Genomic DNA, 23,901 nt, shown 5'->3' on the forward strand with positions numbered 1-23,901 from the left:
GCAGGGGTGCCGGCGTATGACGACGACAGCGCGGATAAGTTCACAGGAGCCGGTCTTTCTGCTGGCCGTCATCGTGGGAGCGGGCCCAGGATGTCGTTGTAGAACGCCAATCCCATCAGCCCGGCCAGGAGCGCCAGGCCCACGTACTGGCCGGCGATCATGACGCGGTCGCTGAGCGGGCTGCCCTTGACCAACTCGATAAGGTAATACAGCAGGTGTCCGCCGTCCAAGATCGGGATGGGCAGGAAGTTGAGGATCGCCAGGCCCAGCGACAGGGTGGCGAGGAAATACAGGAACCAGTCGACCCCGCGCTTGGCCGAGTCGTTGGCCGCGCGGGCGATGCCCACCGGCCCGGAAATGACCTGCAGCGAGGCATGGCCGGTGACCAGCCGCTTCAGCACGCCCAGAGTGTTGGCAGTCATGTTGCCGGCCTCGCGGATCGCCGCCGGCACCGCCGCCAGCGGGCCGTACTGGACGCGCATGTCGTAGGCCGGCGCGCCACCGCCGGCCAGGGCCACGCCAATGCGCCAGCCGCCCGGGGCCGAGGCATCCTGGCGCGGGGCCAGTTCCAGCGCCAGGCGGTCTTCGCCGCGCTGGACTTCGACCATGCCCGCACCGCCGCGGCGGCCGAGGGCGGCGACCAGCGGCTCGACCTGCTCGCCCGATGTCACGGCCTGCCCGTCCACCGCCAGGATGCGGTCGCCGGGCTGCAGCACGCCGTCGGCCGGGGTGCCCGGCGCGATCTCGGCGATGACCGCCGGACGCTGCTGGAAGCTCCAGCTCAGGCCGGCCAGCTCGGGCACGCGCTGCTCGGCGAAGCCCGGCGCCAGCTGGCCCAGGGGCAGGGTGACGCGGCGTTCGTCGCCTTCCGGGCCAAGTACGTCCAGGTGGGCGTCGCGCCGGTCCATCGCGGCGAGGATCAGCGCCACGCTGGCGTCGCTGGCGCTCTGCACGGTGCGCCCGTCCACGCCGGTGATGCGGTCGCCGGCGTGCAGGCCGGCGCTGGCGGCCATGCCCTGGGCCGGGCCGAGCGTGGCCGAATAGTCCGCCCGGCCGATCAGCAGCATCGCCCACAGCAGGGCCAGGCACAGGATGACGTTGGCGACCGGGCCGGCGGCCACGATGGCGATGCGCTGCAGCACCGGCTTGTTGTTGAAGGCGTGGGTGCGCTCGGCCGGGTGCACGTTGCCCTCGCGCTCGTCGAGCATGCGCACGTAGCCGCCCAGCGGCAGCAGGGCGATCACGAACTCGGTGCCGTGGCGGTCGCGGCGCGTCCACAGCGGGCGGCCGAAACCCACGGAGAACCGCAGCACTTTCACGCCGCAACGCCGCGCCACCCAGAAGTGGCCGAATTCGTGGAAGGTCACCAGCACGCCGAGGCTGACGATCATCCACCAGACGGAGCCGAGGAAATCAGCCATGGAAGCAGCGCGGTGGCAGGGAGAACTCAGGCATGTGCGGTAGGACGGGTCAGGGCGGCTGCGGTGATTCGACGGGCGTCGGCATCGGCCGCGAGCAGGGCCTCAAGCGTATCCGCATTCGTGGACGGCAGCGTAGACAATGCGTGCTGAACCAGTGCCGGAATGGCAAGAAAGCCGATCTTTCCGGCAAGAAACGCCGCCACGGCGACTTCGTTGGCCGCGTTGAGGATGGCCGGGGCGGTGCCGCCGGCGCGCATGGCCTCCCAGGCCAGTGCCAGGCACGGGAACGCTTCCAGGTCCGGCGCCTCGAAATCCAGCCGGCCCTGCTGCAGCAGGTCCAGCCCGGCCACGCCGGATTCCACGCGCTCGGGCCAGGCCAGGCCCACCGCCAGGGTGGTGCGCATGTCCGGCAGGCCCATCTGCGCCAGCGTGGAGCCGTCGACGAACTCCACCAGCGAATGCACCAGGCTCTGCGGGTGCACCCACACGCCGATGCGGTCGGCCGCCAGCCCGAACAGGTGGTGGGCCTCGATCACTTCCAGCCCCTTGTTCATCAAGGTGGCCGAATCGACCGAAATCTTCGGCCCCATCGACCACTTCGGGTGCGCCACGGCCTGGGCCGGGGTGACGTCGGCCAGTTCGGCGCGCGTGCGGCCACGGAACGGGCCGCCGGAGGCGGTGAGGATGACCCGGCGCACCCCGCGGCTGGCGTCGCACGAGCGCAGGCACTGGAAGATCGCGCTGTGTTCGCTGTCGATCGGGATGATTTCCGCGCCGGCCGCCTGCGCATGGCGCATCAGCAGTTCGCCGGCCAGCACCAGCGATTCCTTGTTGGCCAGCAGCAGGCGCTTGCCGGCGCGGGCGGCCGCCAGCGTGGAGGGCAGGCCAGCGGCACCGACAATCGCGGCCACCACCGTGTCGCATTCCGGCGCGGCGGCGAATGCCTCCAATGCCTGCGCGCCGGCATGCGCGCGCGTGGCCAGGCCCGCCGCGCGCAGGCCATCGCGCAGCGCGGCGTGGCAGGCCGGATCGGCGATCACCGCATCGTCCGGGCGATGGCGCACGCACAGCGCGACGAGCGCGTCCACGTTGCTGCCGGCGGCCAGCACGCGGGCACGCAGCTGCTGCGGGTGGCGCGCGATCACGTCCAGCGCGGAGGCACCGATGGAACCGGTGGCGCCGAAGACGGCGACCTGGCGGGGGGCGTTAGCCGGGGACATGTCAGCGGTGTCGGCGAAGGGCGTCAGAGACCCAGCATTTCCTTGCCGAGCACGAACACCGGCAGCGCGGCCAGCACGCCGTCGATGCGGTCCAGCACGCCGCCGTGGCCCGGGATGAGGTTGCCCGAGTCCTTGGCGCCGGCCTGGCGCTTGAGCAGGCTCTCGAACAGGTCGCCGAGCACCGAGGCCAGCACGGTGACCGCGGCCACGCCGAGCAGCGCCGGCATCTGCGCCAGCGTGGCGCCGGCCAGCGTGCCGAAGGCGGCGGCCACGGCCAGGCCGGCGAGCAACCCGCCGAGGAGCCCTTCGATGGTCTTGTTCGGGCTGATCCGCGGGGCCAGCTTGTGCTTGCCGAAATGGCGGCCGGCGAAATAGGCGCCCGAGTCGGCTGCCCACACGATCATCAGCGCCGTCAGCAGCCAGTAATGGCCCGATGGCTTCTCGGCGTGGATGAGCACCAGCGCGGCCCACGCCGGCACGATAGCCAGCGTGCCGGCGGCGAGCTTGAGCGCGCGCGCGTAGCCGCCGTGGTCGGCGCCGAAGCCGAAGAAACGCAGCCACAGCAGCGCCGCCAGCCACCAGGCCGCACCGACCAGGCTGGCAAGCTGGAACAGCACCAGCGAGTAGGCCGAGGCCCACACCAGCAGCACCATGAGCAGCAGGTTCAGCACCAGCAGCACGGTGCGCGGCAAGGTGTCGTCCACCCCGGAGAGCTTGAGCCACTCCCACAGGCCGGTCAGGAACACCAGCGCGCCGGCGGCGGCGAGCCAGGGCGTGGGCAGGAAGAGGATCGCGCAGATGGCGACCGGCGCCATGATCAAAGCGGCGATGACGCGGGTCTTGGTCATGCGGGCGTGGTCTCGGTCCGGGCGGCGATCTGCGCGCTGGTGAGGCCGAAGCGGCGCTCGCGCTGGGCATATTCGTCCAAGGCCTGCTGCAGGACGCTGGCGTCGAATTCCGGCCACAGCGTCTCGGTGAACCACAGCTCGGTATAAGCGAGCTGCCACAGCAGGAAGTTGCTGATGCGGGTGTCGCCGCCGGTGCGGATGAACAGGTCCGGCGGCGGCAGGTCGGCCAGGGCGACGCGGCTGCCCAGCAGTGCTTCGTCGATCTGGTCCGGTGCCAGGCGGCCCGCGGCGACCTCGCGCGCGAGTTCGCGCGCGGCCTGGGCGATGTCCTGGCGGCCGCCGTAGCTGGCGGCGATGGCCAGCACGAGGCGGTCGTTGCCGGCGGTCCTGTCCTCGGCCGACTGCATGCGCTCGACGATGGCCGGCGCGAAGCGGCTGCGGTCGCCCAGGAAGCGCACCTGCACGCCGCGCCGCTGCAGCTCCTCGACCTCGCGGTCGAGCGCGTGCAGGAACAGCTTCATCAACGCGTCGACTTCTTCCTGCGGGCGGCCCCAGTTCTCGCTGGAGAACGCGAACAGGGTCAGCACGCCGATGCCCTTTTCCAGGCAGAAATCGATGGTGCGGTTGACCGCGCGCGCGCCGGCGCGATGGCCGATGACGCGCGGGCGGCGTCGGCGCTGGGCCCAACGGCCGTTGCCATCCATGATGATGGCCAGATGGCGGGGCAGGGACATGTCAGGATCCGGCGGAGCCGTCGACGACATGCGTCAGACGGCCATCAGTTCCTGTTCCTTGGCCTTGACCACTTCATCGACGTCCTTGATCGCCTTGTCGGTGATCTTCTGCACGTCTTCCTCGGCGCGGCGCACGTCGTCCTCGGTGACGGCCTTGTCCTTCAACAGGTCCTTGACCTGCTGGTTGGCGTCGCGGCGGATGTTGCGGATGGCGACCTTGGCGTCCTCGCCCTCGCTGTGCACGACCTTGGTGAGCTCCTTGCGGCGCTCCTCGGTCAGGGCGGGCAGGTTGAGGCGGATGGTGGTGCCGGCGGTGTTCGGGGTCAGGCCCAGGTCGGAGGCGAGGATCGCCTTCTCCACCGCGCCGACCATCTGCTTCTCCCACGGGGTGATGACCAGCGAGCGGGCGTCGGACACGTTGACCGTGGCGACCTGGCTCAGCGGCATGTCCGAGCCGTAGTAGTTGACCTTCAGGTGCTCGACCAGTGCGGGCGAGGCGCGTCCGGTGCGGACCTTGATGAGCGTATGGCGCAAGGCTTCAATGCTCTTGGCCATGCGGTTCTGTGCGTCTTGTTTGATCTCGTTGATCATCGCCGGGCATCCTGGTGCTTCTGAATCGGCCGATTATATCGGAAGCGCCGCCGCCCCGACGGGCCGGCGGCGGGACGGCGCGGGCTCCCGCGCGGGCGGAGCGGTTCAGCCGCGTCCGCGCACCAGCGTGCCGATGCTCTCGCCGCGCAGGATGCGCAGCAGCACGCCGGGCTGGCCCATGTCGAAGATGCGCAGCGGCAGGTCGCTGTCGCGCGCGAGCGCGAAGGCCGCCGTATCCATGACCTCCAGGCCCTGGCCGATGACCTCGTCGTAGGTCAGCGCGTCGTACTTCACCGCGTCGGCGTGCTTCTTCGGGTCCTTGTCGTAGACGCCGTCGACCTTGGTTGCCTTGAGCAACAGGTCCGCGCCGATCTCGATCGCGCGCAATGCCGCGCCCGAGTCGGTGGTGAAGAACGGGTTGCCGGTGCCGGCCGCGAAGATCGCGATGCGGCCCTTCTCCAGGTGGCGGATGGCGCGGCGGCGGATGAAGTCCTCGCACACGTCGTTGATCTTGATCGCGCTCATCACGCGCACCTTGGCGCCGAGCTTTTCCAGCGCGTCCTGCATCGCCAGCGCGTTGATGACCGTGGCCAGCATGCCCATCTGGTCGCCGGTGACCCGGTCCATGCCGCCGGCCGCCAGGCCCGCGCCGCGGAAGATGTTGCCGCCGCCGATGACCAGCGCCACCTCGGCGCCGGCCTGCTGCGCCTCGATGACTTCGCGCGCCAGGCGGTTGATGATCTTCGGGTCGATGCCGTAGTCCTCTCCTCCCATCAGCGCCTCCCCGGAAAGCTTGAGCAGGATGCGGCGATAGGCAAGTTCGGACATGGGGGACTCCGTGGGTGGCGGGCAAACGCCGGCGATTCTAGCGGAAACGGCGTAGGACCGCGTTGCGGTTCATGACGCTGTAACAGTTCCGTTAATCGCCCCGGGTGCTCAGCCCGCGGCCGGCTCGGCGTAAACCGTCACCCGGTTGCGGCCCCGATGCTTGGAGCGGTAGAGCACGTTGTCGGCCGCCTTGAGCAGCGCATCGACGTTGTCGAACAGCTTGCCGTCGCCCTGCGTGGCCAGCCCCGCGGAGAAGGTGATGTGCAGCGGGCCGCTTTCCAGTTGCGCCATCGGCACGCGCACGGTTTCGGCCAGCACGCGCTGCACGACCGACAGCGCCGCCTCGGCGCCGGTATTGGGCAGGATGACGAGGAATTCCTCGCCGCCGAAGCGCGCGACGGTATCGCTGGTGCGCAGCAGGCGCTGCAGCGACTGCGCGAACGTGCGCAGCACTTCGTCGCCGACCAAGTGGCCGTGCACGTCGTTGACCCGCTTGAAGTCGTCCAGGTCGATGAAGGCCACCGACAGCGGCCAGCCGTGGCGGATCGCCAGGTCGAATTCGTGCTCCAGCGTCGAACCGAGCTGGTGGCGGTTGTACACGCCGGTGAGCGCGTCGCGGCTGGCCTGTTCGGCCAGGTGGCGCGCGCGGTGTTCGGATTCGTCGGCCTGGCGGCGCGCGTCGGCCATTTCCTGCAACTCGCGCAGGTTGCGCAGCGTGGACAGCTCGCGGGCCTGGTCGATGATCGATTCGATCAGTTCCGGCTGCGGGATGCGCACGTCGAACAGCGCGCCGATCTCCGGCAGCATCTCGCCGATGCGTTCAAGCACCTTCTCGAAGCGCTCGCGGTCCAGCTGCAATGCCGCCTGCACGCGCTGCTGTGCCACTTCGCGCGCCGACTCCGGATCTTCGCCGAGCCAGATTTCCGAAACGCAATGCGACAGCGCCACGCACGCCGCGAACGGCTCGCGGCCGTCGGGCGCGGCCTCGCTGCGTTCGATTGCCGCGCACAGGTATTCGGGCAGGTGCCACTGCCGCGCGACCCAGGCCCCGATCTCGGCATGGTCGCCCCCGAACGCGGCCCGCTCGGCCTCCAGCAGCGCCTGCGGTTCGTGCGGACCCTCGTCCAACAAGGCCTGGTAGCGCTCCGGCACGGCCTGCAGCAAGGCCAGCACGCCGATGTCCTGCAGCAGCCCGGCGAGCATCAGCTCCTCGGGCTTGCGCAGGCCGCGCGCCTGGCCCAGCACGCGCGCGGCCAGCGAGCTGACCACGCTGCGGCGCCAGATGTGCTCGTGCAGCTGCGTATTGCCGAAACCGCGGCGCAGCCCTTGCACCATCGAAAAGCCCAGCGCCAGGCTCAGCGTCGCATTGAGCCCGAGCATCGTCAGCGCCTGGCCCAGGTTGTCGATGCGGCGGCGGCTCGCATACAGCGGCGAGTTGGCGATGCGCAGCATGCGCGCGCTGAGCGCCATGTCCATCGCGATCACGTCGGCGGTGGTGGCCATGTCCACTTCCGGGTCCTGCGCCAGCTCGATCACACGCAGCGCGATGCCGGGCGGCGAGGGCAGGTTTCGACAGTGGGCGAGGGTAGCCTCGAGTTCGGGACGCATGCGTGGGATTTTGGTGCTGTTAAGGCGAAGAATACACGGCCATCACACTTTTAGGTGGTGGGCTCGTAGGGTATTAGCGGCCGGGCACCGGAAAAGTTGCGGGTTGAAGCCGGCCTGGCTGAAGGGCCACCCCCAATTCTTCTCCTTCTAAACCACTCGCGTCATTTCCAGCCGCCGCGGAAGCCGATCCCACGGCGATGGCGCGCATCCGAGGGAGCCTGTCGTCCGTTCGAGGGAGACCTGAGGGTCTGCGGGGGCCATGCCGTTTCGGGACCGTAGGCGACATGGATGTCGCCTACGAGCCTCCATGGATGGATTCACGGCGTGTCCCGAAACGGCATGGCCCCCGCAGGCCCCGAGCGGATTCATGCGAGCCGATCAACATCGCAAGGCCGCCACCCCCAGGCAGAAGGCAAGAAAAAAAAGCGGCCGCCAGGCCGCCACCCCACCATCCCCCAAAAAAAAGCCGCAGGGGAAAACCCCCGCGGCTCCTTGCCCGGATCACCCGCCCACAAGGCGGGAAACCCAGATCAGACTCAGGCCAGACCGGCCTGCTTCATCACTTCGGCGGCGTAATCCTCGACCACCTTCTCGATGCCTTCGCCGACCACCAGGCGCTGGAAGCCGACCACATCGGCGCCGGCGGCCTTGACCACCTGCTCGACGGTCTTGTCGCTGTCCAGCACGTACGGCTGGCCGTACAGCGTGACCTCGTTGACGATCTTGTTGATCTTGCCCGAGATGATCTTCTCCAGGATTTCGGCCGGCTTGGCCTTGTCCTTCTCGGACATCTTGGCCAGCTCGATTTCCTTTTCCTTGGCCACGAACTCGGCCGGCACGTCGGACGCCTTGTTGTGCGGCGGGTTCATCGCGGCGATGTGCATCGCCAGGCCGCGGGCCAGCTCCTCGTCGCCACCGGCCACTTCGACCAGCACGCCGATGCGGCCGCCGTGCACGTAGGCGGCCACGGTGTTGGCGCTGTCGATGCGGGCCAGGCGGCGGATCTGCATGTTCTCGCCCAGCTTGGCGATCGCGGCGGCACGGGCTTCCTCGACGGTCTCGCCCGACGGCAGCTTGGCGCTCTTCAGCGCCTCGGCATCGGCGGCGCCCGAGCTCAGCGCGGCCTGGGCCACGGCGTCGGTGAAGGCGATGAAGTTGCTGTCCTTGGCGACGAAGTCGGTCTCGGAGTTGATCTCGACCAGCACGGCCTTGCCGCCGGCCTGCGCGGCGGCCACGCGGCCTTCGGCGGTCACGCGGTCAGCCTTCTTGTCGGCCTTGGCCAGGCCCGACTTGCGCAGCCACTCGGCGGCCGCATCGATGTTGCCGGCGTTCTCGGTGAGCGCCTTCTTGCACTCCATCATGCCGGCGCCGGTGCGCTCGCGCAGTTCCTTGACCAGGGAAGCAGTGATTTCCACGGTATGACCTCGATGATTGCTTGCGGCGGGCCGTAGCCCGCCTTGGGAATGGGATGGGGCCTGGAGCCCCGGGCGATGGCCTGCGCCATCGCGGGCCGTCGCCGCGCCAGGGTGGCGCGGCGAGGTGGCAGTCCGATTACTCGGCAGCGGCTTCGTCAGCCTTCTTCGGCGCAGCCTTCTTGGCCGGCGCGCGGCGGGCCGACTTGGCCTCCTCGTTGCCGGCTTCGGCGAACTCTTCCTCGCGGACGGAGGCCGAGTTCGGCGCGGCAGCCTTGCCTTCCAGCACGGCGTCGGCGGCGGCGCGGGCGTACAGCTGCACGGCGCGGATGGCGTCGTCGTTGCCCGGGATGGCGTAGTCGACCAGGGCCGGGTCGTAGTTGGTGTCGACCACCGCGATCACCGGGATGCCGAGCTTCTTGGCTTCCTTGATGGCGATGTCTTCATGGCCGATGTCGATGACGAACAGCGCGTCCGGCAGGCGGTTCATTTCCTTGATGCCGCCCAGCGAGGCTTCCAGCTTGTCGCGCTCGCGGCGCAGGCCCAGCACTTCGTGCTTGACCAGCTTGTCGAAGGTGCCGTCGGTCTCGGCCGACTCCAGTTCCTTCAGGCGCGCGACCGACTGCTTCACGGTGCGGAAGTTGGTCAGCGTGCCGCCCAGCCAGCGCTGGGTCATGAACGGCATGCCGCAACGCTCGGCTTCTTCCTTGATGGAATCGCGCGCGCTGCGCTTGGTGCCCAGGAACAGGATGGTGCCGCGCTTCTGCGCGACGCTCGAGATGAAGTTCATCGCGTCGTTGAACAGCGGAACGGTCTTCTCGAGGTTGATGATGTGGATCTTGCCGCGGGCGCCGAAGATATACGGGGCCATCTTCGGGTTCCAGTAACGGGTCTGGTGGCCGAAGTGGACGCCGGCTTCGAGCATCTGGCGCATGGTGACCTGGGGCATTGCATTACTCCTGATGGGGAACCGGCCGCGAAAAGGAGGTGCGGCCCGCCGTTGGGGCGGTAAAGGTTCCGGGGTTGGGCTTCCCTGTCGTCTCCGTGTCGAACCCCTCGCGGGGCACCCCGGCACGGATGGTGGCGGCAGGTGTGGATTCGGCGCTGACGTGCGTCGTGGACGGCGCGCCCGGGCGGGCGAACCGGCGAATGATACCGGCCCGGCCCGGCCGGGGCAAATCGGCGGGCTCAGGGGGCCGCGGCGGCGGCCGGCAGCTCGGTCTCGTCCAGCGCGTTCAGCCGGGCCAGGAAGCGGCCACCCGCATAGCCGTCCACCCGCGCAGGCAATGCCCAGCTGCGTGCCTGCCCGGGCAGGATGTAGCCGGCCAGGTCGGCGTACAGCGGCTCGCGGCGCCCGTCGGCACCGACGAAGGCCAGGTCGGCCAGCCGGGCGTGCAGCGGCCCCGGGTTGTGGATGCGCAGGTGGGGCCCGTCCCGGCCGGCGAGGACCTCGGCGAGCAGCGCCGGTCGCGAGGGCAGCGCCTCGCGTGGGAGGACGAACACGGGCGCGGAGTAGCGCAGCAGCCCGGTGGCGGGCGCCGCGTCGCCCCGGCGCTGTTCGATCACCAGCCGGTAGGCCCGTTCCGCCTGGGCCGGGGGCGAGCCCAGCCGCACCACGCGCAGGAGCTGTTCGCCGGCGGCGGCGACCTCGAAGCGTGCCGGGCTCACCGCCAGGTCGGTGGCCGGCACCAACCGGTCGGCGTCGTCCTGCTGCTCCCATACATACAGTCGTGCTTCGGCGGGCCATGGCGCGCCACCCTCGTTGGCGAGCCGCACCAGCGCCTGTGGCGCCTCGGCGGGCAGGTCCACCGTGATGGGGCTCACGCGCAGGCCCTCGGCCCGGCCAGGGGCGGGCAGCAGCGCCAGCAGCAACCAGGCCAGGCGGCGCATGGCTCAGAAGGTGTAGGTGGTGAACTCGGCCTCGTTCGCATCCTGCTGGGGCGAGGGCGGGGTGAGGGCGCGCAGCCGGGCCGATGCCGGGCTCGACGCATGATCGCGCGCCACCGGCAAGCCATCGCCGCAGCGGGCGGGCGCGGGGCCGGCGGTGGCCGTCGGCGCCAGCGCGCAGGCGTCCACCACGCGCAGTCGCACGTGCAGCGAGCGGGTGTCGGCGGCGAAGGCGGGCGCGCTCAGCGCGAGCAGGCCCGGCACCATCCACAGAAAGGATTTCATGCGAGGGAGGAATCAGGGAAGCCGCAGTCGTTATCGGCGCCGCACGCCGCTTCTTCAGCCATGCACCGGCGGCGCCTGAACCGGCCGCCGGCGATTCATCCGCTCAGTAGGTGATCGTCACCGTCACCGTATCGGTGTAGCTGCCGGCGGCTGGCTGTTGCGGCGGCACCCGGCCATACACCGTGACCGTCTGCGCGCTGCCGGTACCGGTGCCGGCCTGGGTGTCGGTGCCGATCGTCGTGCCCCAGCGCTGCGTGCGCGCGCTGTCGCGGTACAGCTCGTAGCTGACGTAGCTGCCGGTGCTGCCCAGCCGCATCCGCCGCGTGCTGCTGCTGGCGTTGGCGCCATTGTCCAGGCCGATGTTCCAGGCCGTCTGGTTGGTGCAGGTCAGCCCGAGGGTGGTGGTGCGGTCCAGGTTGCCGGCGATGGCGGGCGCGGTCACGGTGCCGAAGTCCAGGTCGCTGGTGACATACGTGCTGCATTGCGGCGCCACGCTGGCGGTGACGCTGAAAGGGAAGGCATTGCTGGCGGTCTTGGCGCCGGTGATGGCGGTGGTGCAGGTGCTGGGCACGGTGGTGTTGCCGATGATGCTCTCGTTGTAGGCGTACTGGAGGGTGGTGGCCGCGCCGCTGAAGTTGCTGGCGTAGCTGCCCACCGTCAGCGACTGCCCGCTCGGTACGCGTCCGTACAAGGTGACTTGCTGGGTCAGCGCGCCGCCGAGCACCGGCACCGAATAGGCGAGGTCCACCACCAGCGGGTTGGGCACGGTGGCGTTGCCGGTGGCGCCCCACACCTGCGTGCGCGCGCTGTCGCGATAAATCTGGTACTGCAAGGTGTTGCTGCCGCTGCTCAGCCGGCGCGGCAGGTACTGGCCCACGCCGCCACTGCCATCGCCGATGCTCAGGCACAGCCGCACGCGGGCGGTGCCCAGCACGCTCAGGCCCGCGGTATTGCAGGTCACGTTGAACGTGGTGGTGGCATCGCGCGTGGCCGTGGCGGTGACCGGGCCGAACGCCAGCGTGGAAGGCTGCACGGTGCACGTGGTGTCCGCGCGGGCCGCGCCGACGATGCCGCACCACAGCGCGCACGCGGCCAGCGCGAGCCACAGGCCGCGACTCACGGCGCCTCCGGCAGGCAGCGCAGCGGGCCGATCCGCGGCATCTCGCTGACCGTGTCGGTTGGATAGTCGAACGCGACGCGGCAGCGGCCCTGCGGCCCGTCCACCCGCAGCACGTTGTGCGGCTGCAGCGTATCCAGGTAGGCCTGGCCGTCGTAGCCGACGATCACCCCGCGATCCTCGGCGCCAACCTGGCGCACCCGGCTTCCCAGCGGCAGGGGCTGGCCTTGCGCGTCGTGCAGGGTCAGCAACGCCGCGCGAACCGGCTCGACGCGGAAATCCACCCGCACGCCGGCCTGCTGGCGCGGGGTCACTTCATCCTCCACGCGGGCCACGCGCACGTTGGCCGGCAGCCCGAGCGTATCGATCGAGAGCCGGTTGCGTTGCCACGAGCGCAGCGGGGTCACCAGCAGCACGCCGTGTTCGTCGGTCACCCCGACCAGCCGGTTTTCCAGCCGCACGGGCACGTTCGGATAGCCGCCGGTATCGACCACGGCGAACGCATCCTGGATGTCGCGCGCGGCGAACACGTGCGGGCCCATCCACACCAGGCTGCCGCTCGCGCTGGCATAGGCGTAGGTATCGCCGCCTTGCCGCGCCGCGCCGGCGGCGTAGCGGCCGGCGTCGTTGAGCCAGCCGATCTCGGCCAGCCCGCCACCGCCGTCGTCGCCCGCGCTGGCCTGCACGCGCCAGCCGAACGCGCCCGCGTCGCCGTCGCCGGGCAGCGGGCGCGACAGGTCGGCCACCAGTGCCTGGCGGTCGCCGTTGCGCTGCGCGGCGAGGTTGAGCTGGCGCTCGGCACCCAGCGTGGTGGCCAGCGTGAGATAGGCGCTGCGATCGTTGTCGTCGTCCAGGTTCTGGCTCAGCGACAGGCTCGCCGACCAACTGCGCGCGAAGTTGCGCGACCAGAACGCGCTGACGTAGCGCGCATCGCGCGCCTGCGGATAGGCCAGCGCGACGTAACCCACGCTCAGCGCGCCCACGCGCGGCAGGTTCACCCCCAGCACCGCGTGGTCGCTGGCGGTGGCCGGCAGGCTGCCTTGCAGCGCGCCGAGGTCGCGGTAGTCGCCGTGGGTGCGCAGCGTGCCCAGGTTCACGTTGAACACGCGGTTGTTCCACTCGTAGTCCAAGCCGTACTGGCCGCCGCGCAGGCCGCGGTAGCGGCTGCGGGCGTACGAGGCGCTCGCCACGCCACCGCGCAAGCCGAGCAGCCAGGCGCCCCCCACGCCCGCATTGCCCACGCCGCCGCCGCCCTCGGCGTGGGCTTCCAGCGTCATCTGGTCGCTCACGCCGCGGCGCAGGCTGGCGCTGGCCACGGTGGCCTGGTCGTAGGCGAAGGAGCGCAGGCCGTAGTCGGCGCGCATCCGGCCCACGCCCAGCGACCAGTCCGTCAGGCCCTTGGCCAGCAGCTGGGGGGTGCCGTAGAGCGCGAAATCCAGGGTGCGCACGCGGCCGAACGCATCGGTCACCACGAGCTGCGCGTTGCCCGCGCCGTTGATGCCCGGCTGGCTGGCCAGCTGGAACGGGCCGGCCGGCACTTCGCCGCTGTACTGGCGCAGGCCCTCCACGTAGAGCTCGACATTGGAAGGCACCGTGGCCTCGCCGAGGAAGGTCGGGGTCGGCGTGAGCACGCGATAGGGCTGCAAGGCGAAGTTGCGGCCGATCTGGATGCCGCCCAACCGCACGGTGCGGCTCCAATCGAGGAAGCCGGCATAGAAGTCGCCCAGTTGCAGGCTCAGCGCCGAGTGGGGGAAGTCGAACTGCCAGGTGGTGTCCAGGCGGACGTTTTCGTGCCGCCAGCGATGGCCTGGCGCAGGGTCGGTATAGGCCTGGCTGAGCATCGTGTGGCGCAGCACCCCGTTGCCCAGGCCGAAGACGCGCAGTTCGGTGCCCAACGAGGCCTGGGTGTCGCCGCCGGCGTGGTGGGCGTAGAGGTCGTAGTTGAGCAGCACCCCGGGCGAGGCGCTGGCGGAGGCCGCGGCCTGCTCGACCTCGCCCAGCCGCGTGGGCGGCAACGTCAGCGCCGACCAGGGCGCGGTGAGCGACAGGCGCTGCTGCGCGGCGTCGTACTGCACGATCACGCCTTCCAGCAGCTGCAGCGGCAGCCAGTCGTCCGGGCTGCGGCCGGGCAGGGCGAAGCCGATGTCGCGCAGCGTGGAGACCCGCGCCTGCAGGCGGCCTTCGCGCTCGACGATCTGCATCAACCCGCGCGGGCGGTCGTTGAGCGTCACCTCCAGGTAAAGGGTCTGGGTCTGCGGCGCCTGCACGGGCAGCATCGCGGGCAGGTCGGCGGCGTCGAAGGCGCCTTCGGCCGCCGGCCCGCCGCTTCCGGCTGGCGCGGCGAGCGCGCGCGCGATGCCGGATGCGAGCAGCATCGGCCATAACGCCCTAGCGCGGCGCTGCGGCCAGCGGCAGCGGGCGTTGCGCCGGCTCACCGTTGATCCTCGCCAGCAGGGTGGCGCCCTGCAATTCGCGCCACGGCCGCCCGAGCGGCCAGCGCATGGTCTGCCCAGACAGGACATAGCCGACCAGCCCCGATTGCACGGTGCGTGGCGCGCCGCCGCCGGCCAGCGCGAGATCGGCGATCTGCGCATGGCCATCGCCGTCGTTGCTCAGCTCCAGCACCGCCTGGCCCTGCGCATCCGCCGACAGCCGCGCGCGCAGGCGCGGGGCCGGTTCGGCGCCGACTTCGCTCGGCGGCGTGAGGAAGATCGGCACCGAATAGCGCAGCACGAACTGGGTGCCGGTCCTGGCGGGGTCGAACCCGGGCAGCTCATCCACGATGACCCGGTAACCCACCTCCTGCGCGGCAGGCGGCGGCACCGCGCGCACCACGCGCAGCAACTGCTTTTCGCCGGCGGCCAGGCTGCGCATCGGCGGGCTGACCAGCAGGTCGTCGGTGGGCTGCAGTTCGTCGCGGCCCTCGCGCTGGGTCCAGCGGTAGACGCGCGCCTGCACCTGCATCGGCGCGCTGCCGCTGTTGGTCAGCCACAGGCCATCGGCCTGCTGCCCGGCATGCAAGGTGATGGATGTCGGCGCCAGTTGCAGACTCGCGGCGCTGGTCGCCCCCGCGACCCCCCAGCCCATCAGTGCCAGCCACCACGCCGTGCGGTTGCGCGCGGCCATGGAGCGGCTCAATACGTGATCGTCGCGGTCACGGTGTCCTGGTAACTGCCTGCCGCGGCGTTGGCCAGGCTCGGGTTGGCGACCCGGCCGAACACCGGGAAGGTCTGGTTGGCGCCGTTGCCGCTGCCGCTGACCACGTTGGTGCCGGTCGTGCTGCCCCACACCTGGGTGCGCGCCGAATCCTGGTACAGCTGGTAGGGCACGAAGTTGTTGCCGGTCACCGTGGTGTCGGTGTTGCGCATGCGGCGGGTGGTCACGTCGTTGGCGGTGGCGGCGTTGAGGCCGGCGTTGAGCGCGATGGAGTAGGGCGTGAGCGCGGTGCACTGCGCCGTGACGCTGCCGGCGGCATCGGTGTTGCCCGTGGCGGTGGAGCTGACGGTGCCGAAGTCGACATCCGTGGCCGCCGCGGCGGTGATCGTGCAGGCCTTGGTGATGGCGATGCGCACGTTGAAGGTCGTGGTATCGGCGGCCAGCACGGCCGGGGACAGGGCCACCAGGCTGGTGGCGAGCACTGCTGCGGCGGGAATACGCATGGAAACCTCCGTGGCCAGGAAGGCACGGCGGCGCCGTGCGGTAGTGGGACATCGGGATGCTGCCCGCCGGTTGTAGGGCGCGGGAAGTGCACTGGGCGTGATGGTCAATTCATCTAAGTGATTGAATGACAAGGAAAATGTGAGCCACGTCAAAGGACGCGGCCGGTTCTTGCCGAAAGCGCGCATTACTTGCCGAAAATGTGCCGCGTTCAGTAATGCGGCGGGATCGGCGATAATTGCGGCCATGACCGTGAACCTCAAAACCCCGCAGGAAATCGAGCTGATGCGGGTGGCCGGCCGGCTCGCCGCCGAAGTGCTCGACATCATCACCCCGCACGTGAAGCCCGGTGTCACCACCGCCGAGCTGGACCGCATCTGCCACGACCACATCATCCATGTGCAGGGCGCGATCCCGGCCAACGTCGGTTACCGCGGCTTCCCCAAGACGGTGTGCACGTCGGTCAACAACGTGATCTGCCACGGCATCCCGAGCGAGGCCAAGGTCCTCAAGGACGGGGACATCGTCAACATCGACGTCACCGTCATCAAGGACGGCTGGCACGGCGACACCAGCCGCATGTACTACGTCGGCACGCCCTCGGTGATGGCCAAGCGCCTGGTGGAGACCACCAAGGAAGCGATGTGGCGCGGCATCCGCGCGGTGAAGCCGGGCGCCACGCTGGGCGACGTGGGCCACGCGATCCAGCAGTACGCCGAAGGCGAGCGTTTCAGCGTGGTGCGCGAGTACTGCGGGCATGGCATCGGCAAGGTCTACCACGACGAACCGCAGGTGCTGCACTACGGGCGCCCGGGCGACGGCCTGGTGCTCAAGCCGGGCATGACCTTCACCATCGAGCCGATGATCAACGAGGGCACCCGCTACACCAAGGTGCTGCCGGACGGCTGGACCGTGGTCACCAAGGACCGCAAGCTCTCGGCGCAGTGGGAACACATGATCGCCGTGACCGAGGACGGCGTGGACGTGTTGACGCTCTCGCCCAACGATCCCGGCCACGCGTGAGCGGGCTGCCGGCCGCCGCCGTCCCGGATTCCGGCGTCGCCGGTGATGGGGATTGGGCGGCCCAGGCACGGCAGCTGCTGAGCCAGGGCGATGCGCGGCTGAGCCGCCGCTTCGACCAGGGCGACGACATCGACCGCCTCGTGGCGCTGCGCGCCCGCGCGGTGGACCACCTGATCCGCGACGCCTGGCGGCGCTGCGTGCCGGCCGGCGCGGGCCTCTCGCTGCACGCGGTCGGCGGCTACGGGCGCGGGGAGCTGTTCCCGCGTTCGGACATCGACGTGCTGGTGCTCGGCGAGCCCGATGCCCAGCAGGCGAACGAGTCGGCGATCGCGCGTCTGTTCGCGCTGCTGTGGGATGCCGGGCTGCCGGTGAGCCACGCGGTGCGTTCGGCCGCGCAGTGCACCGCCGCGGCGGCGGACCAGACCGTGATGACAGCGCTGATCGAATCGCGCCCGCTGATCGCCGATGCCCAGGCCAGCGCCGCGCTGGCCGATGCCATCGCGCCGGCGCGGCTGTGGCCGCCGCGCGAATTCTTCATCGCCAAGCGCGAGGAACTGCAGGCGCGTCACCAGCGCTTCGGCGATACCGCCGACAACCTGGAGCCGGACCTGAAGGATGGCCCCGGCGGCCTGCGCGACCTGCACACGCTGGGCTGGATGGCGCTGCGCGCCTTCGGCGTGCATGACCTCGAAGCGCTCGTCGGCCTGGGCCACCTGGGCCAGGACGAAGCGGCCGCGCTGCGGCGCGAGCGGCGCGAGCTGGCGCGGTTGCGCTACGGCCTGCACCTGGTGGCCAACCGCCCCGAGGAGCGCCTGCGCTTCGATTACCAGAAGACCCTGGCGCAACGCCTGGGCTATGCCGACGACCCGGAAAGCCTGGGCGTGGAAAAGATGATGCAGCGCTTCTACCGCAGCGCCGGCCTGGTGCGGCGGATCAGCGACCGCCTGCTGCAGCGCTTCGAGGAACAGTTCGACGGCGAAGCGGTGCCGGTGCCGCTGGGCGAGGGCTTCTCGCTGCGCCGCGGCTACCTGGCCGCCGACGACGCCGGCTGGCCGCATCGCGACGTGATGCAGGTGTTCGCCTTGTTCGCCACCTGGGCGGCGCATCGCGAAGTGCGCGGCCTGCATTCGCTCACCGCGCGCGCGCTGGCCGAGTACCTGCCGCGCCTGCCGTCCTACGAAGATGCCAGCCCCGCGGCACGCGAACGTTTCCTTGGCCTGCTGCGCGGGCCGCGCGCGGTCGAAACGCTCGGCCGCATGGCCCGGCTGGGCGTGCTGGGGCAGTGGATTCCCGCCTTCGCGCAGGTCTCCGGGCGCATGCAGTTCGACCTGTTCCACGTCTACACCGTGGACCAGCACACGCTGATGGTGCTGCGGAATATCGCGTTGTTCGCCAGCGGCCGCGCCGACGAGCGCTTCTCCATCGCGCACGAAGTGTGGCCGCGCCTGCGCAAGCCCGAACTGCTGCTGCTGGCCGGCCTGTTCCATGACATCGCCAAGGGCCGTGGCGGCGACCATTCCGAACTCGGCGCGGTAGACGCGCGCGTGTTCTGCCAGGCGCACCTGCTCAGCGATGGCGACACCGAGCTGGTGGCCTGGCTGGTGGAGCAGCACCTGCGCATGTCGGTCACCGCGCAGAAGCAGGACATCTCCGATGCGGAGGTGATCCACCGCTTCGCCTCGCTGGTCGGCAACCGCGAGCGCCTGGACTACCTGTACCTGCTCACCTGCGCAGACATCGCCGGTACCAGCCCCAAGCTGTGGAATGCCTGGAAGGACCGCCTGCTGGCGGACCTGTATTTCGCCACCCGCCGCGCGCTGCGCGACGGCCTGGAGCACCCGCTACCGCGCGAGGAGCGCCTGCGCGAGGCACGCGAATCCGCGCGCGCACTGCTCAACGTGCAGGGCCTGGACGATGCCACCATCGACCGCCAGTTCGCCGGCATGCCGGACGAGAGCTTCCTGCGCTTCCGCCCGGAGCAACTGGCCTGGCAGGCCGCGTCGCTGACCGAAGTGGAGATCGGCGACACCCTGGTGAAGGCGCGCCGCGCCGCACCGGACAACGACGCGCTGGAAGTGTTCGTCTACTCGCCCGACCGCGATGGCCTGTTCGCCGCGATCGTGATGACGCTGGACCGCAAGGGCTACGGCATCCATCGCGCGCGCGTGCTCGATGCCCCCAACGCGGCCATCTTCGACACCTTCGAGGTGCTGCCGGCCGACAGCTACGCCGATGGCGACCCCGAAGCGCTGGCCTTCGCCTTGCGCGAGGTGCTGGCCGGCGACCTGCAACGCCTGCGCCCTTCGCGGCGCGTGGTGCCGCGCCAGCTGCGGCACTTCCGCTTCGCCCCGCGCATCGACTTCAGCGACAGCGCCGGCGGCCGCCGCACGCGCCTGAGCCTGGTCGCGCCGGATCGCCCCGGCCTGCTCGCCGATGTCGCCCAGGTGCTGCGCAGCCAGCACTTGCGCGTGCACGATGCGCGCATCGCCACCTTCGGCGAACGCGCCGAGGACCAGTTCCAGATTACCGACGAGCACGACCAGCCGCTGCCCGAAGCCTCCCGTGAGGGGCTGCGCGAGGCGCTGTCTGCCTGTCTCGACCCCCAGTAACTTCCGGAGATCGCCTTTCCATGGCCAGCAAGCCCGCCCCTAAGAAGACCGCCAAGAAGACGCCTGTTGCCCAGGCGCCTGCCGTGAAGGCCCCGGCGAAGAAAGCCGCGCCGGCCAAGGCGGGGGTCGCCAAGGCGGCGCCGGCGAAGGTGGCCGCGCCCAAGCGCACGCTGCACAAGCCGCCGGTGCCGGGCCACGAGGAGCTGAAGTTCACCATCGAGAGCGCGTTCGAGCGCCGCGCCGCGCTGACCCTCGACGAGATCGAAGGCTCCACCAAGCCGATCGTCAACCGTGTCATCGACGGCTTGGAGAGTGGCGAGTTCCGCGTGGCCGAGCCGGACGGCCATGGCGGCTGGAAGGTCAACGAATGGCTGAAGAAGGCGGTGCTGCTGTACTTCCGCGTCAACGACATGGGCGTGGTGGATGCGCGCCCGGCGCCGTTCTGGGACAAGGTCGAATCGCGCTTCGCCGGCTATGACGAGGCGAAGTTCCGCAAGGCCGGCGTGCGCGTGGTGCCGGGCGCCATCGCCCGCCGCGGCAGCTACTTCGGCAAGGACGTGGTGCTGATGCCGAGCTTCACCAACATCGGCGCGCACGTGGGCGAGGGCACCATGGTCGATACCTGGGCCACGGTGGGTTCGTGCGCGCAGATCGGCAAGCATTGCCACCTGTCCGGCGGTGCCGGCATCGGCGGCGTGCTGGAGCCGCTGCAGGCCAGCCCGACCATCATCGAGGACCACTGCTTCATCGGCGCGCGTTCTGAAGTGGTCGAAGGCGTGGTGATCGGCCATCACAGCGTGATCGGCATGGGCGTGTTCATCGGCCAGAGCACGCGCATCTACAACCGCGCCACCGGCGAGATCAGCTACGGCTACGTGCCGCCGTACAGCGTGGTGGTGTCCGGCTCGCTGCCGTCCAAGGACGGCTCGCATTCGCTGTACTGCGCGGTGATCGTCAAGCAGGTCGATGCCAAGACGCGCGCCAAGACCAGCGTCAACGACCTGCTGCGCGGCCTGGCCGAGTGAGCGCGATGGGCGCCACGATCCATGGCCTGAAGAACTGCGACACCTGCAAGAAGGCGACGAAGTGGCTGGACCGCTTCGGCGTCGCCTACACGTTCGTCGATTACCGCGAGCACAAGCCGAGCCCGGAGACGCTGGTGGACTGGGCGCGGCAGGCCGGCGGTTTCGATGCGCTGGTGAACAAGTCCTCCACCACCTGGCGGCAGTTGCCGGAGAACCGCAAGGCGCCCGGCAGCGAGGCGGAATGGAAGCTGCTGCTGCGCGAGCATCCGCAGCTGGTGCGCCGCCCGGTGGTGGTGACCGACGACGGCACGATGACGCAAGGTTTCAGCGACAACGGTTTCAAGAAGCGCTTTGGCATCGCCTGACATGTCCGACGTCCTCGCGCTGACTTGCGACCTCATCGCCCGGCCTTCGGTCACGCCGGAAGACGCCGGCTGCCAGCAGTTGATCGCGCAGCGGCTGTCGGCCGCGGGCTTTCGCTGCGAACACCTGCGCCTGGGCGAGGTGGACAACCTCTGGGCCACCCACGGCCATGGGGCACCGGTGCTGGTGCTGCTGGGCCACACTGACGTGGTGCCGCCAGGCCCGCGCGAAGCCTGGGCGAGCGACCCGTTCGCGCCGCAGGTCCGCGACGGCGTGTTGTACGGGCGCGGCGCGGCCGACATGAAGGGCAGCGTGGCCGCGTTCGTCGTGGCCGCCGAGCGCTACGTCGCCGCGCATCCCGATCACGCCGGCACGCTGGCCGTGTTGCTGACGTCCGACGAAGAAGGCGATGCGATCGACGGCGTGCGCCACGTGGCGCGCCGGTTCGCCGAAAGCGGGCAGCGCATCGACTGGTGCATCACCGGCGAACCGTCCTCCACCGCGAAGCTGGGCGACCTGCTGCGCGTGGGCCGGCGCGGCAGCCTCTCGGGCACCTTGACGGTGAAGGGCGTGCAGGGGCATGTGGCGTACCCGCACAAGGCACGCAACCCGATCCACCTGGCCGCGCCCGCACTGGCCGAGCTGACCGCCCGGCACTGGGACGATGGCTACGAAAGCTTCCCGCCGACCAGCCTGCAGGTGTCCAACGTCCACGCCGGCACCGGGGCCAACAACGTGATCCCCGGCGAGCTGCAGGTCGCCTTCAACCTGCGCTACAACCCGCATTGGGATGCGCCGCGGCTGGAAGCGGAGATCGAGGCGCTGCTGCATCGGCATGGGCTGGACTTCGACCTGCGCTGGCACCGCAGCGGCGAGCCGTTCTATACGCCGGAGGGGCGGCTGCGCGAGGTCGCACGGCAGGTGCTGGGCGAATTCGCCGGCGCGCCGCCGGAGGAGAGCACGGGCGGCGGCACGTCCGATGCGCGTTTCATCGCGCCGCTGGGGGCGCAGTGCATCGAGGTCGGCCCGGTGAACGCGAGCATCCACCAGGTGGACGAGCACGTGGCGGTCGCCGACCTGGAGGCCTTGCCGGACCTCTACCAGCGGCTGGTCGAACGCCTGCTGTGACCGGGGCGGGCCACGGCCCCGGCGATTCGTTGCCCCCGAAACGGTTGCACGCTCGCCGGGGACCGGTTAGCGTCGGCTCCATGCTTCGCGTGACCGCCCTCGTCGCCAACTTCAACAACCGCAATCACCTGCGCGCGAATAATCGTGCGCGGCCGATGCGGGTCTGCGACTAGGCGAAGCAAGCAATACACGCCCAGCGACCAGAAAACCCGCATCGGCCGATGCGGGTTTTTTGTTGCCCGCACGTTCCATGCCCGGTGTCCGGTCGAGGGAATCCGTTCCGTTTCCCCGAAAACCCAGGAGCTTTCCATCATGTGTTCGATCTTCGGCATCTTCGACCTGCAAACCGGCGACGACGCCGGCGCCTTGCGCCGGCAGGCACTGGACCGCTCCCAGCGCCAGCGCCACCGCGGCCCGGACTGGAGCGGCGTCCACGTGGGCGAGGGCGCGATCCTGGTGCACGAGCGCCTGGCCATCGTCGATCCCGCTGGCGGTTCGCAGCCGCTGTTGTCCGAGGACAGCGCGCTGGCGCTGGCGGTCAACGGCGAGATCTACAACCACCGCGAGCTGAAGGCGGCATTGAAGCAGCCCTATGCGTTCCAGACCGGTTCGGATTGCGAGGTGATCAACGCGCTGTACCGCGAGGACGCGCCGGCGTCGTTCCTCAACCGCCTCAACGGCATCTTCGCCTTCGCGCTGTGGGACAAGGCGCGCGGCGCGGCGCTGATCGCGCGTGACCCGATCGGCGTGTGCCCGCTCTATTGGGGGCACGATGCCGAAGGGCGCCTGCGCGTGGCCTCGGAGATGAAGGCGCTGGTGGAGGATTGCGCCGACGTGGCGCAGTTCCCGCCGGGGCACTACTTCGACACGGCGAACGGCGAGCTGGTGCGTTACTACGAGCGCCCGTGGCGCGAGTATGCGGCGGTGGAGGGCGTATCGGTGTCGCCGCAGGCGCTGCGCGAGGCGTTCGAGCGCGCGGTGCACCGGCAGCTGATGACCGACGTGCCCTACGGCGTACTGCTCTCCGGTGGGCTGGATTCCTCGCTGGTGGCGGCGGTGGCTGCGCGCTATGCGCGTCATCGCGTGGAGGAGAACGACCAGGTCGAGGCCTGGTGGCCGCGGCTGCACTCGTTCGCGATCGGGCTTAAGGGTTCGCCGGACCTCGCCGCGGCGGCCATCGCGGCCGAATCGCTGGGCACGGTGCATCACGGCTTCGAGTACACCTTCGAGGAAGGATTGGATGCATTGCCGGAGGTGATCCGCCATGTCGAGACCTACGACGTGACGACCATCCGTGCCTCGACGCCGATGTTCCTGCTGGCGCGGCGCATCAAGGCGATGGGAGTGAAGATGGTGCTGTCGGGCGAGGGCAGCGACGAGATCTTCGGTGGCTATCTTTACTTCCACAAGGCGCCGAACGCGCGCGAATTCCACGAAGAACTGGTGCGCAAGCTGGATGCGCTCTACAACTACGATTGCCTGCGCGCGAACAAGTCGATGATGGCGTGGGGCGTGGAGCCGCGCGTGCCGTTCCTGGACGTGGAGTTCCTGGAAGTGGCGATGCGGATGGATGCTGCGCACAAGATGGTGGGCACGCGGTCCGATGGTTCGCGGCGCATCGAGAAGGCGGTGTTGCGCGAGGCGTTCGCGGGCTATCTGCCGGATTCGATCCTGTGGCGGCAGAAGGAGCAGTTCTCCGATGGCGTGGGCTATGGGTGGATCGACGGGCTGAAGGCGCACGCCGAGGCGCAGATCAGCGACCGGGTGCTGGCGGCGGCCGAGCGTCGGTTCCCGCACAACCCGCCGCAGACGAAGGAGGCGTATTACTACCGCCACATCTTCGAGCAGTTTTTCCCCAGCCATGCGGCGGCGGAGACGGTGCCGGGTGGCAAGTCGATCGCGTGTTCCTCGCCAGCGGCGATCGCGTGGGATGCGAGCTTCGCGAAGATGGCGGACCCTTCCGGGCGTGCGGTGGCCGGCGTGCACGAGCAGGCGCTGGCGGGGTGAATCGCTTCGGTGCGCTGGCCTCTCCATCGCCAGCGCGCAGCGCCCGGGCGGCAGGCCCTTTCGGGACACGCCGTGAATCCATCCCTGGAGGCTCGTAGGCGACATCCATGTCGCCTACGGTCCCGAAAGGGCCTGCCG

At 70.0% G+C, this 23,901-nt stretch carries 21 protein-coding genes; 6 read left to right on the plus strand and 15 right to left on the minus strand.

Translation table 11 applies throughout. From position 1 onward, the window contains the following. Nucleotides 1-68 precede the first annotated feature (68 nt). The 15 genes from rseP to P6166_RS15585 form a co-directional block, all read right to left on the minus strand. Nucleotides 69-1,421 (minus strand): RIP metalloprotease RseP, encoded by a 1,353-nt coding sequence (gene rseP, locus P6166_RS15515; RefSeq protein ID WP_277765347.1) that lies wholly within the window; start codon nucleotides 1,419-1,421, stop codon nucleotides 69-71. Nucleotides 1,422-1,447: 26 nt separating this feature from the next. Then, the gene (locus P6166_RS15520; protein ID WP_277765348.1) at nucleotides 1,448-2,641 is read right to left on the minus strand and encodes a 1-deoxy-D-xylulose-5-phosphate reductoisomerase; all 1,194 of its coding nucleotides are present in this window, start codon (nucleotides 2,639-2,641) and stop codon (nucleotides 1,448-1,450) included. A 23-nt stretch (nucleotides 2,642-2,664) separates the two neighbouring features. Next, nucleotides 2,665-3,489, minus strand: a complete 825-nt coding sequence (locus tag P6166_RS15525) for a phosphatidate cytidylyltransferase (protein WP_277765349.1) — start codon at nucleotides 3,487-3,489, stop codon at nucleotides 2,665-2,667. Continuing rightward, nucleotides 3,486-4,223: a polyprenyl diphosphate synthase gene (uppS, locus tag P6166_RS15530; RefSeq protein ID WP_277765350.1), complete on the minus strand. Its 738-nt coding sequence runs from the start codon at nucleotides 4,221-4,223 to the stop codon at nucleotides 3,486-3,488. The genes P6166_RS15525 and uppS overlap by 4 nt, the downstream gene beginning before the upstream one ends. Before the next feature lie 33 nt (nucleotides 4,224-4,256). After that, on the minus strand, nucleotides 4,257-4,814 hold the full coding sequence (gene frr / locus P6166_RS15535; RefSeq protein ID WP_277765351.1) for a ribosome recycling factor: 558 nt from the start codon (nucleotides 4,812-4,814) through the stop codon (nucleotides 4,257-4,259). 105 nt (nucleotides 4,815-4,919) lie between these two features. Next, the gene (gene pyrH, locus P6166_RS15540; protein ID WP_277765352.1) at nucleotides 4,920-5,642 is read right to left on the minus strand and encodes a UMP kinase; all 723 of its coding nucleotides are present in this window, start codon (nucleotides 5,640-5,642) and stop codon (nucleotides 4,920-4,922) included. Nucleotides 5,643-5,750: 108 nt separating this feature from the next. Continuing rightward, complete coding sequence (locus tag P6166_RS15545) at nucleotides 5,751-7,250, minus strand: GGDEF domain-containing protein (RefSeq protein WP_277765353.1); 1,500 nt, start codon at nucleotides 7,248-7,250, stop codon at nucleotides 5,751-5,753. 536 nt (nucleotides 7,251-7,786) lie between these two features. Further along, nucleotides 7,787-8,665, minus strand: a complete 879-nt coding sequence (gene tsf, locus P6166_RS15550) for a translation elongation factor Ts (RefSeq protein ID WP_277765354.1) — start codon at nucleotides 8,663-8,665, stop codon at nucleotides 7,787-7,789. A gap of 136 nt (nucleotides 8,666-8,801) precedes the next feature. Further along, complete coding sequence (gene rpsB, locus P6166_RS15555) at nucleotides 8,802-9,611, minus strand: 30S ribosomal protein S2 (protein ID WP_130318002.1); 810 nt, start codon at nucleotides 9,609-9,611, stop codon at nucleotides 8,802-8,804. Nucleotides 9,612-9,850: 239 nt separating this feature from the next. After that, entirely contained in the window at nucleotides 9,851-10,552 is a 702-nt protein-coding gene (locus P6166_RS15560) for a fimbria/pilus periplasmic chaperone (protein ID WP_277765355.1), read from the minus strand. A 3-nt stretch (nucleotides 10,553-10,555) separates the two neighbouring features. Continuing rightward, nucleotides 10,556-10,834, minus strand: coding sequence for a hypothetical protein (locus tag P6166_RS15565; RefSeq protein ID WP_277765356.1), 279 nt, complete (start codon nucleotides 10,832-10,834; stop codon nucleotides 10,556-10,558). Nucleotides 10,835-10,937: 103 nt separating this feature from the next. Further along, entirely contained in the window at nucleotides 10,938-11,954 is a 1,017-nt protein-coding gene (locus tag P6166_RS15570; RefSeq protein WP_277765357.1) for a spore coat U domain-containing protein, read from the minus strand. After that, on the minus strand, nucleotides 11,951-14,326 hold the full coding sequence (locus P6166_RS15575) for a fimbria/pilus outer membrane usher protein (protein WP_277765358.1): 2,376 nt from the start codon (nucleotides 14,324-14,326) through the stop codon (nucleotides 11,951-11,953). The genes P6166_RS15570 and P6166_RS15575 overlap by 4 nt, the downstream gene beginning before the upstream one ends. Nucleotides 14,327-14,339: 13 nt before the next feature. Beyond that, nucleotides 14,340-15,038 (minus strand): molecular chaperone, encoded by a 699-nt coding sequence (locus P6166_RS15580; protein ID WP_277765371.1) that lies wholly within the window; start codon nucleotides 15,036-15,038, stop codon nucleotides 14,340-14,342. A gap of 47 nt (nucleotides 15,039-15,085) precedes the next feature. Continuing rightward, nucleotides 15,086-15,610: a spore coat U domain-containing protein gene (locus P6166_RS15585; RefSeq protein ID WP_277765359.1), complete on the minus strand. Its 525-nt coding sequence runs from the start codon at nucleotides 15,608-15,610 to the stop codon at nucleotides 15,086-15,088. Nucleotides 15,611-15,854: 244 nt separating this feature from the next. Here P6166_RS15585 and map point away from each other — a divergent pair, with 244 nt between their 5' ends. The 6 genes from map (at nucleotide 15,855) to asnB (ending at nucleotide 23,763) form a co-directional block, all read left to right on the plus strand. Beyond that, complete coding sequence (gene map / locus P6166_RS15590) at nucleotides 15,855-16,631, plus strand: type I methionyl aminopeptidase (RefSeq protein ID WP_277765360.1); 777 nt, start codon at nucleotides 15,855-15,857, stop codon at nucleotides 16,629-16,631. Continuing rightward, the gene (locus P6166_RS15595; protein ID WP_277765361.1) at nucleotides 16,628-19,240 is read left to right on the plus strand and encodes a [protein-PII] uridylyltransferase; all 2,613 of its coding nucleotides are present in this window, start codon (nucleotides 16,628-16,630) and stop codon (nucleotides 19,238-19,240) included. Before map ends, P6166_RS15595 begins: the two co-directional genes overlap by 4 nt. A gap of 20 nt (nucleotides 19,241-19,260) precedes the next feature. Beyond that, on the plus strand, nucleotides 19,261-20,265 hold the full coding sequence (dapD, locus tag P6166_RS15600; RefSeq protein ID WP_130318009.1) for a 2,3,4,5-tetrahydropyridine-2,6-dicarboxylate N-succinyltransferase: 1,005 nt from the start codon (nucleotides 19,261-19,263) through the stop codon (nucleotides 20,263-20,265). Between the two features lie 5 nt (nucleotides 20,266-20,270). Continuing rightward, on the plus strand, nucleotides 20,271-20,630 hold the full coding sequence (locus tag P6166_RS15605) for an arsenate reductase (protein WP_277765362.1): 360 nt from the start codon (nucleotides 20,271-20,273) through the stop codon (nucleotides 20,628-20,630). A gap of 1 nt (nucleotide 20,631) precedes the next feature. Continuing rightward, nucleotides 20,632-21,756, plus strand: coding sequence for a succinyl-diaminopimelate desuccinylase (dapE, locus tag P6166_RS15610; protein ID WP_277765363.1), 1,125 nt, complete (start codon nucleotides 20,632-20,634; stop codon nucleotides 21,754-21,756). 312 nt (nucleotides 21,757-22,068) lie between these two features. After that, complete coding sequence (gene asnB, locus P6166_RS15615; RefSeq protein WP_277765364.1) at nucleotides 22,069-23,763, plus strand: asparagine synthase B; 1,695 nt, start codon at nucleotides 22,069-22,071, stop codon at nucleotides 23,761-23,763. Nucleotides 23,764-23,901 lie beyond the last annotated feature (138 nt).

It is taken from the genome of Stenotrophomonas sp. HITSZ_GD (assembly GCF_029543105.1).
Classification (GTDB): Bacteria; Pseudomonadota; Gammaproteobacteria; order Xanthomonadales; family Xanthomonadaceae; genus Stenotrophomonas_A.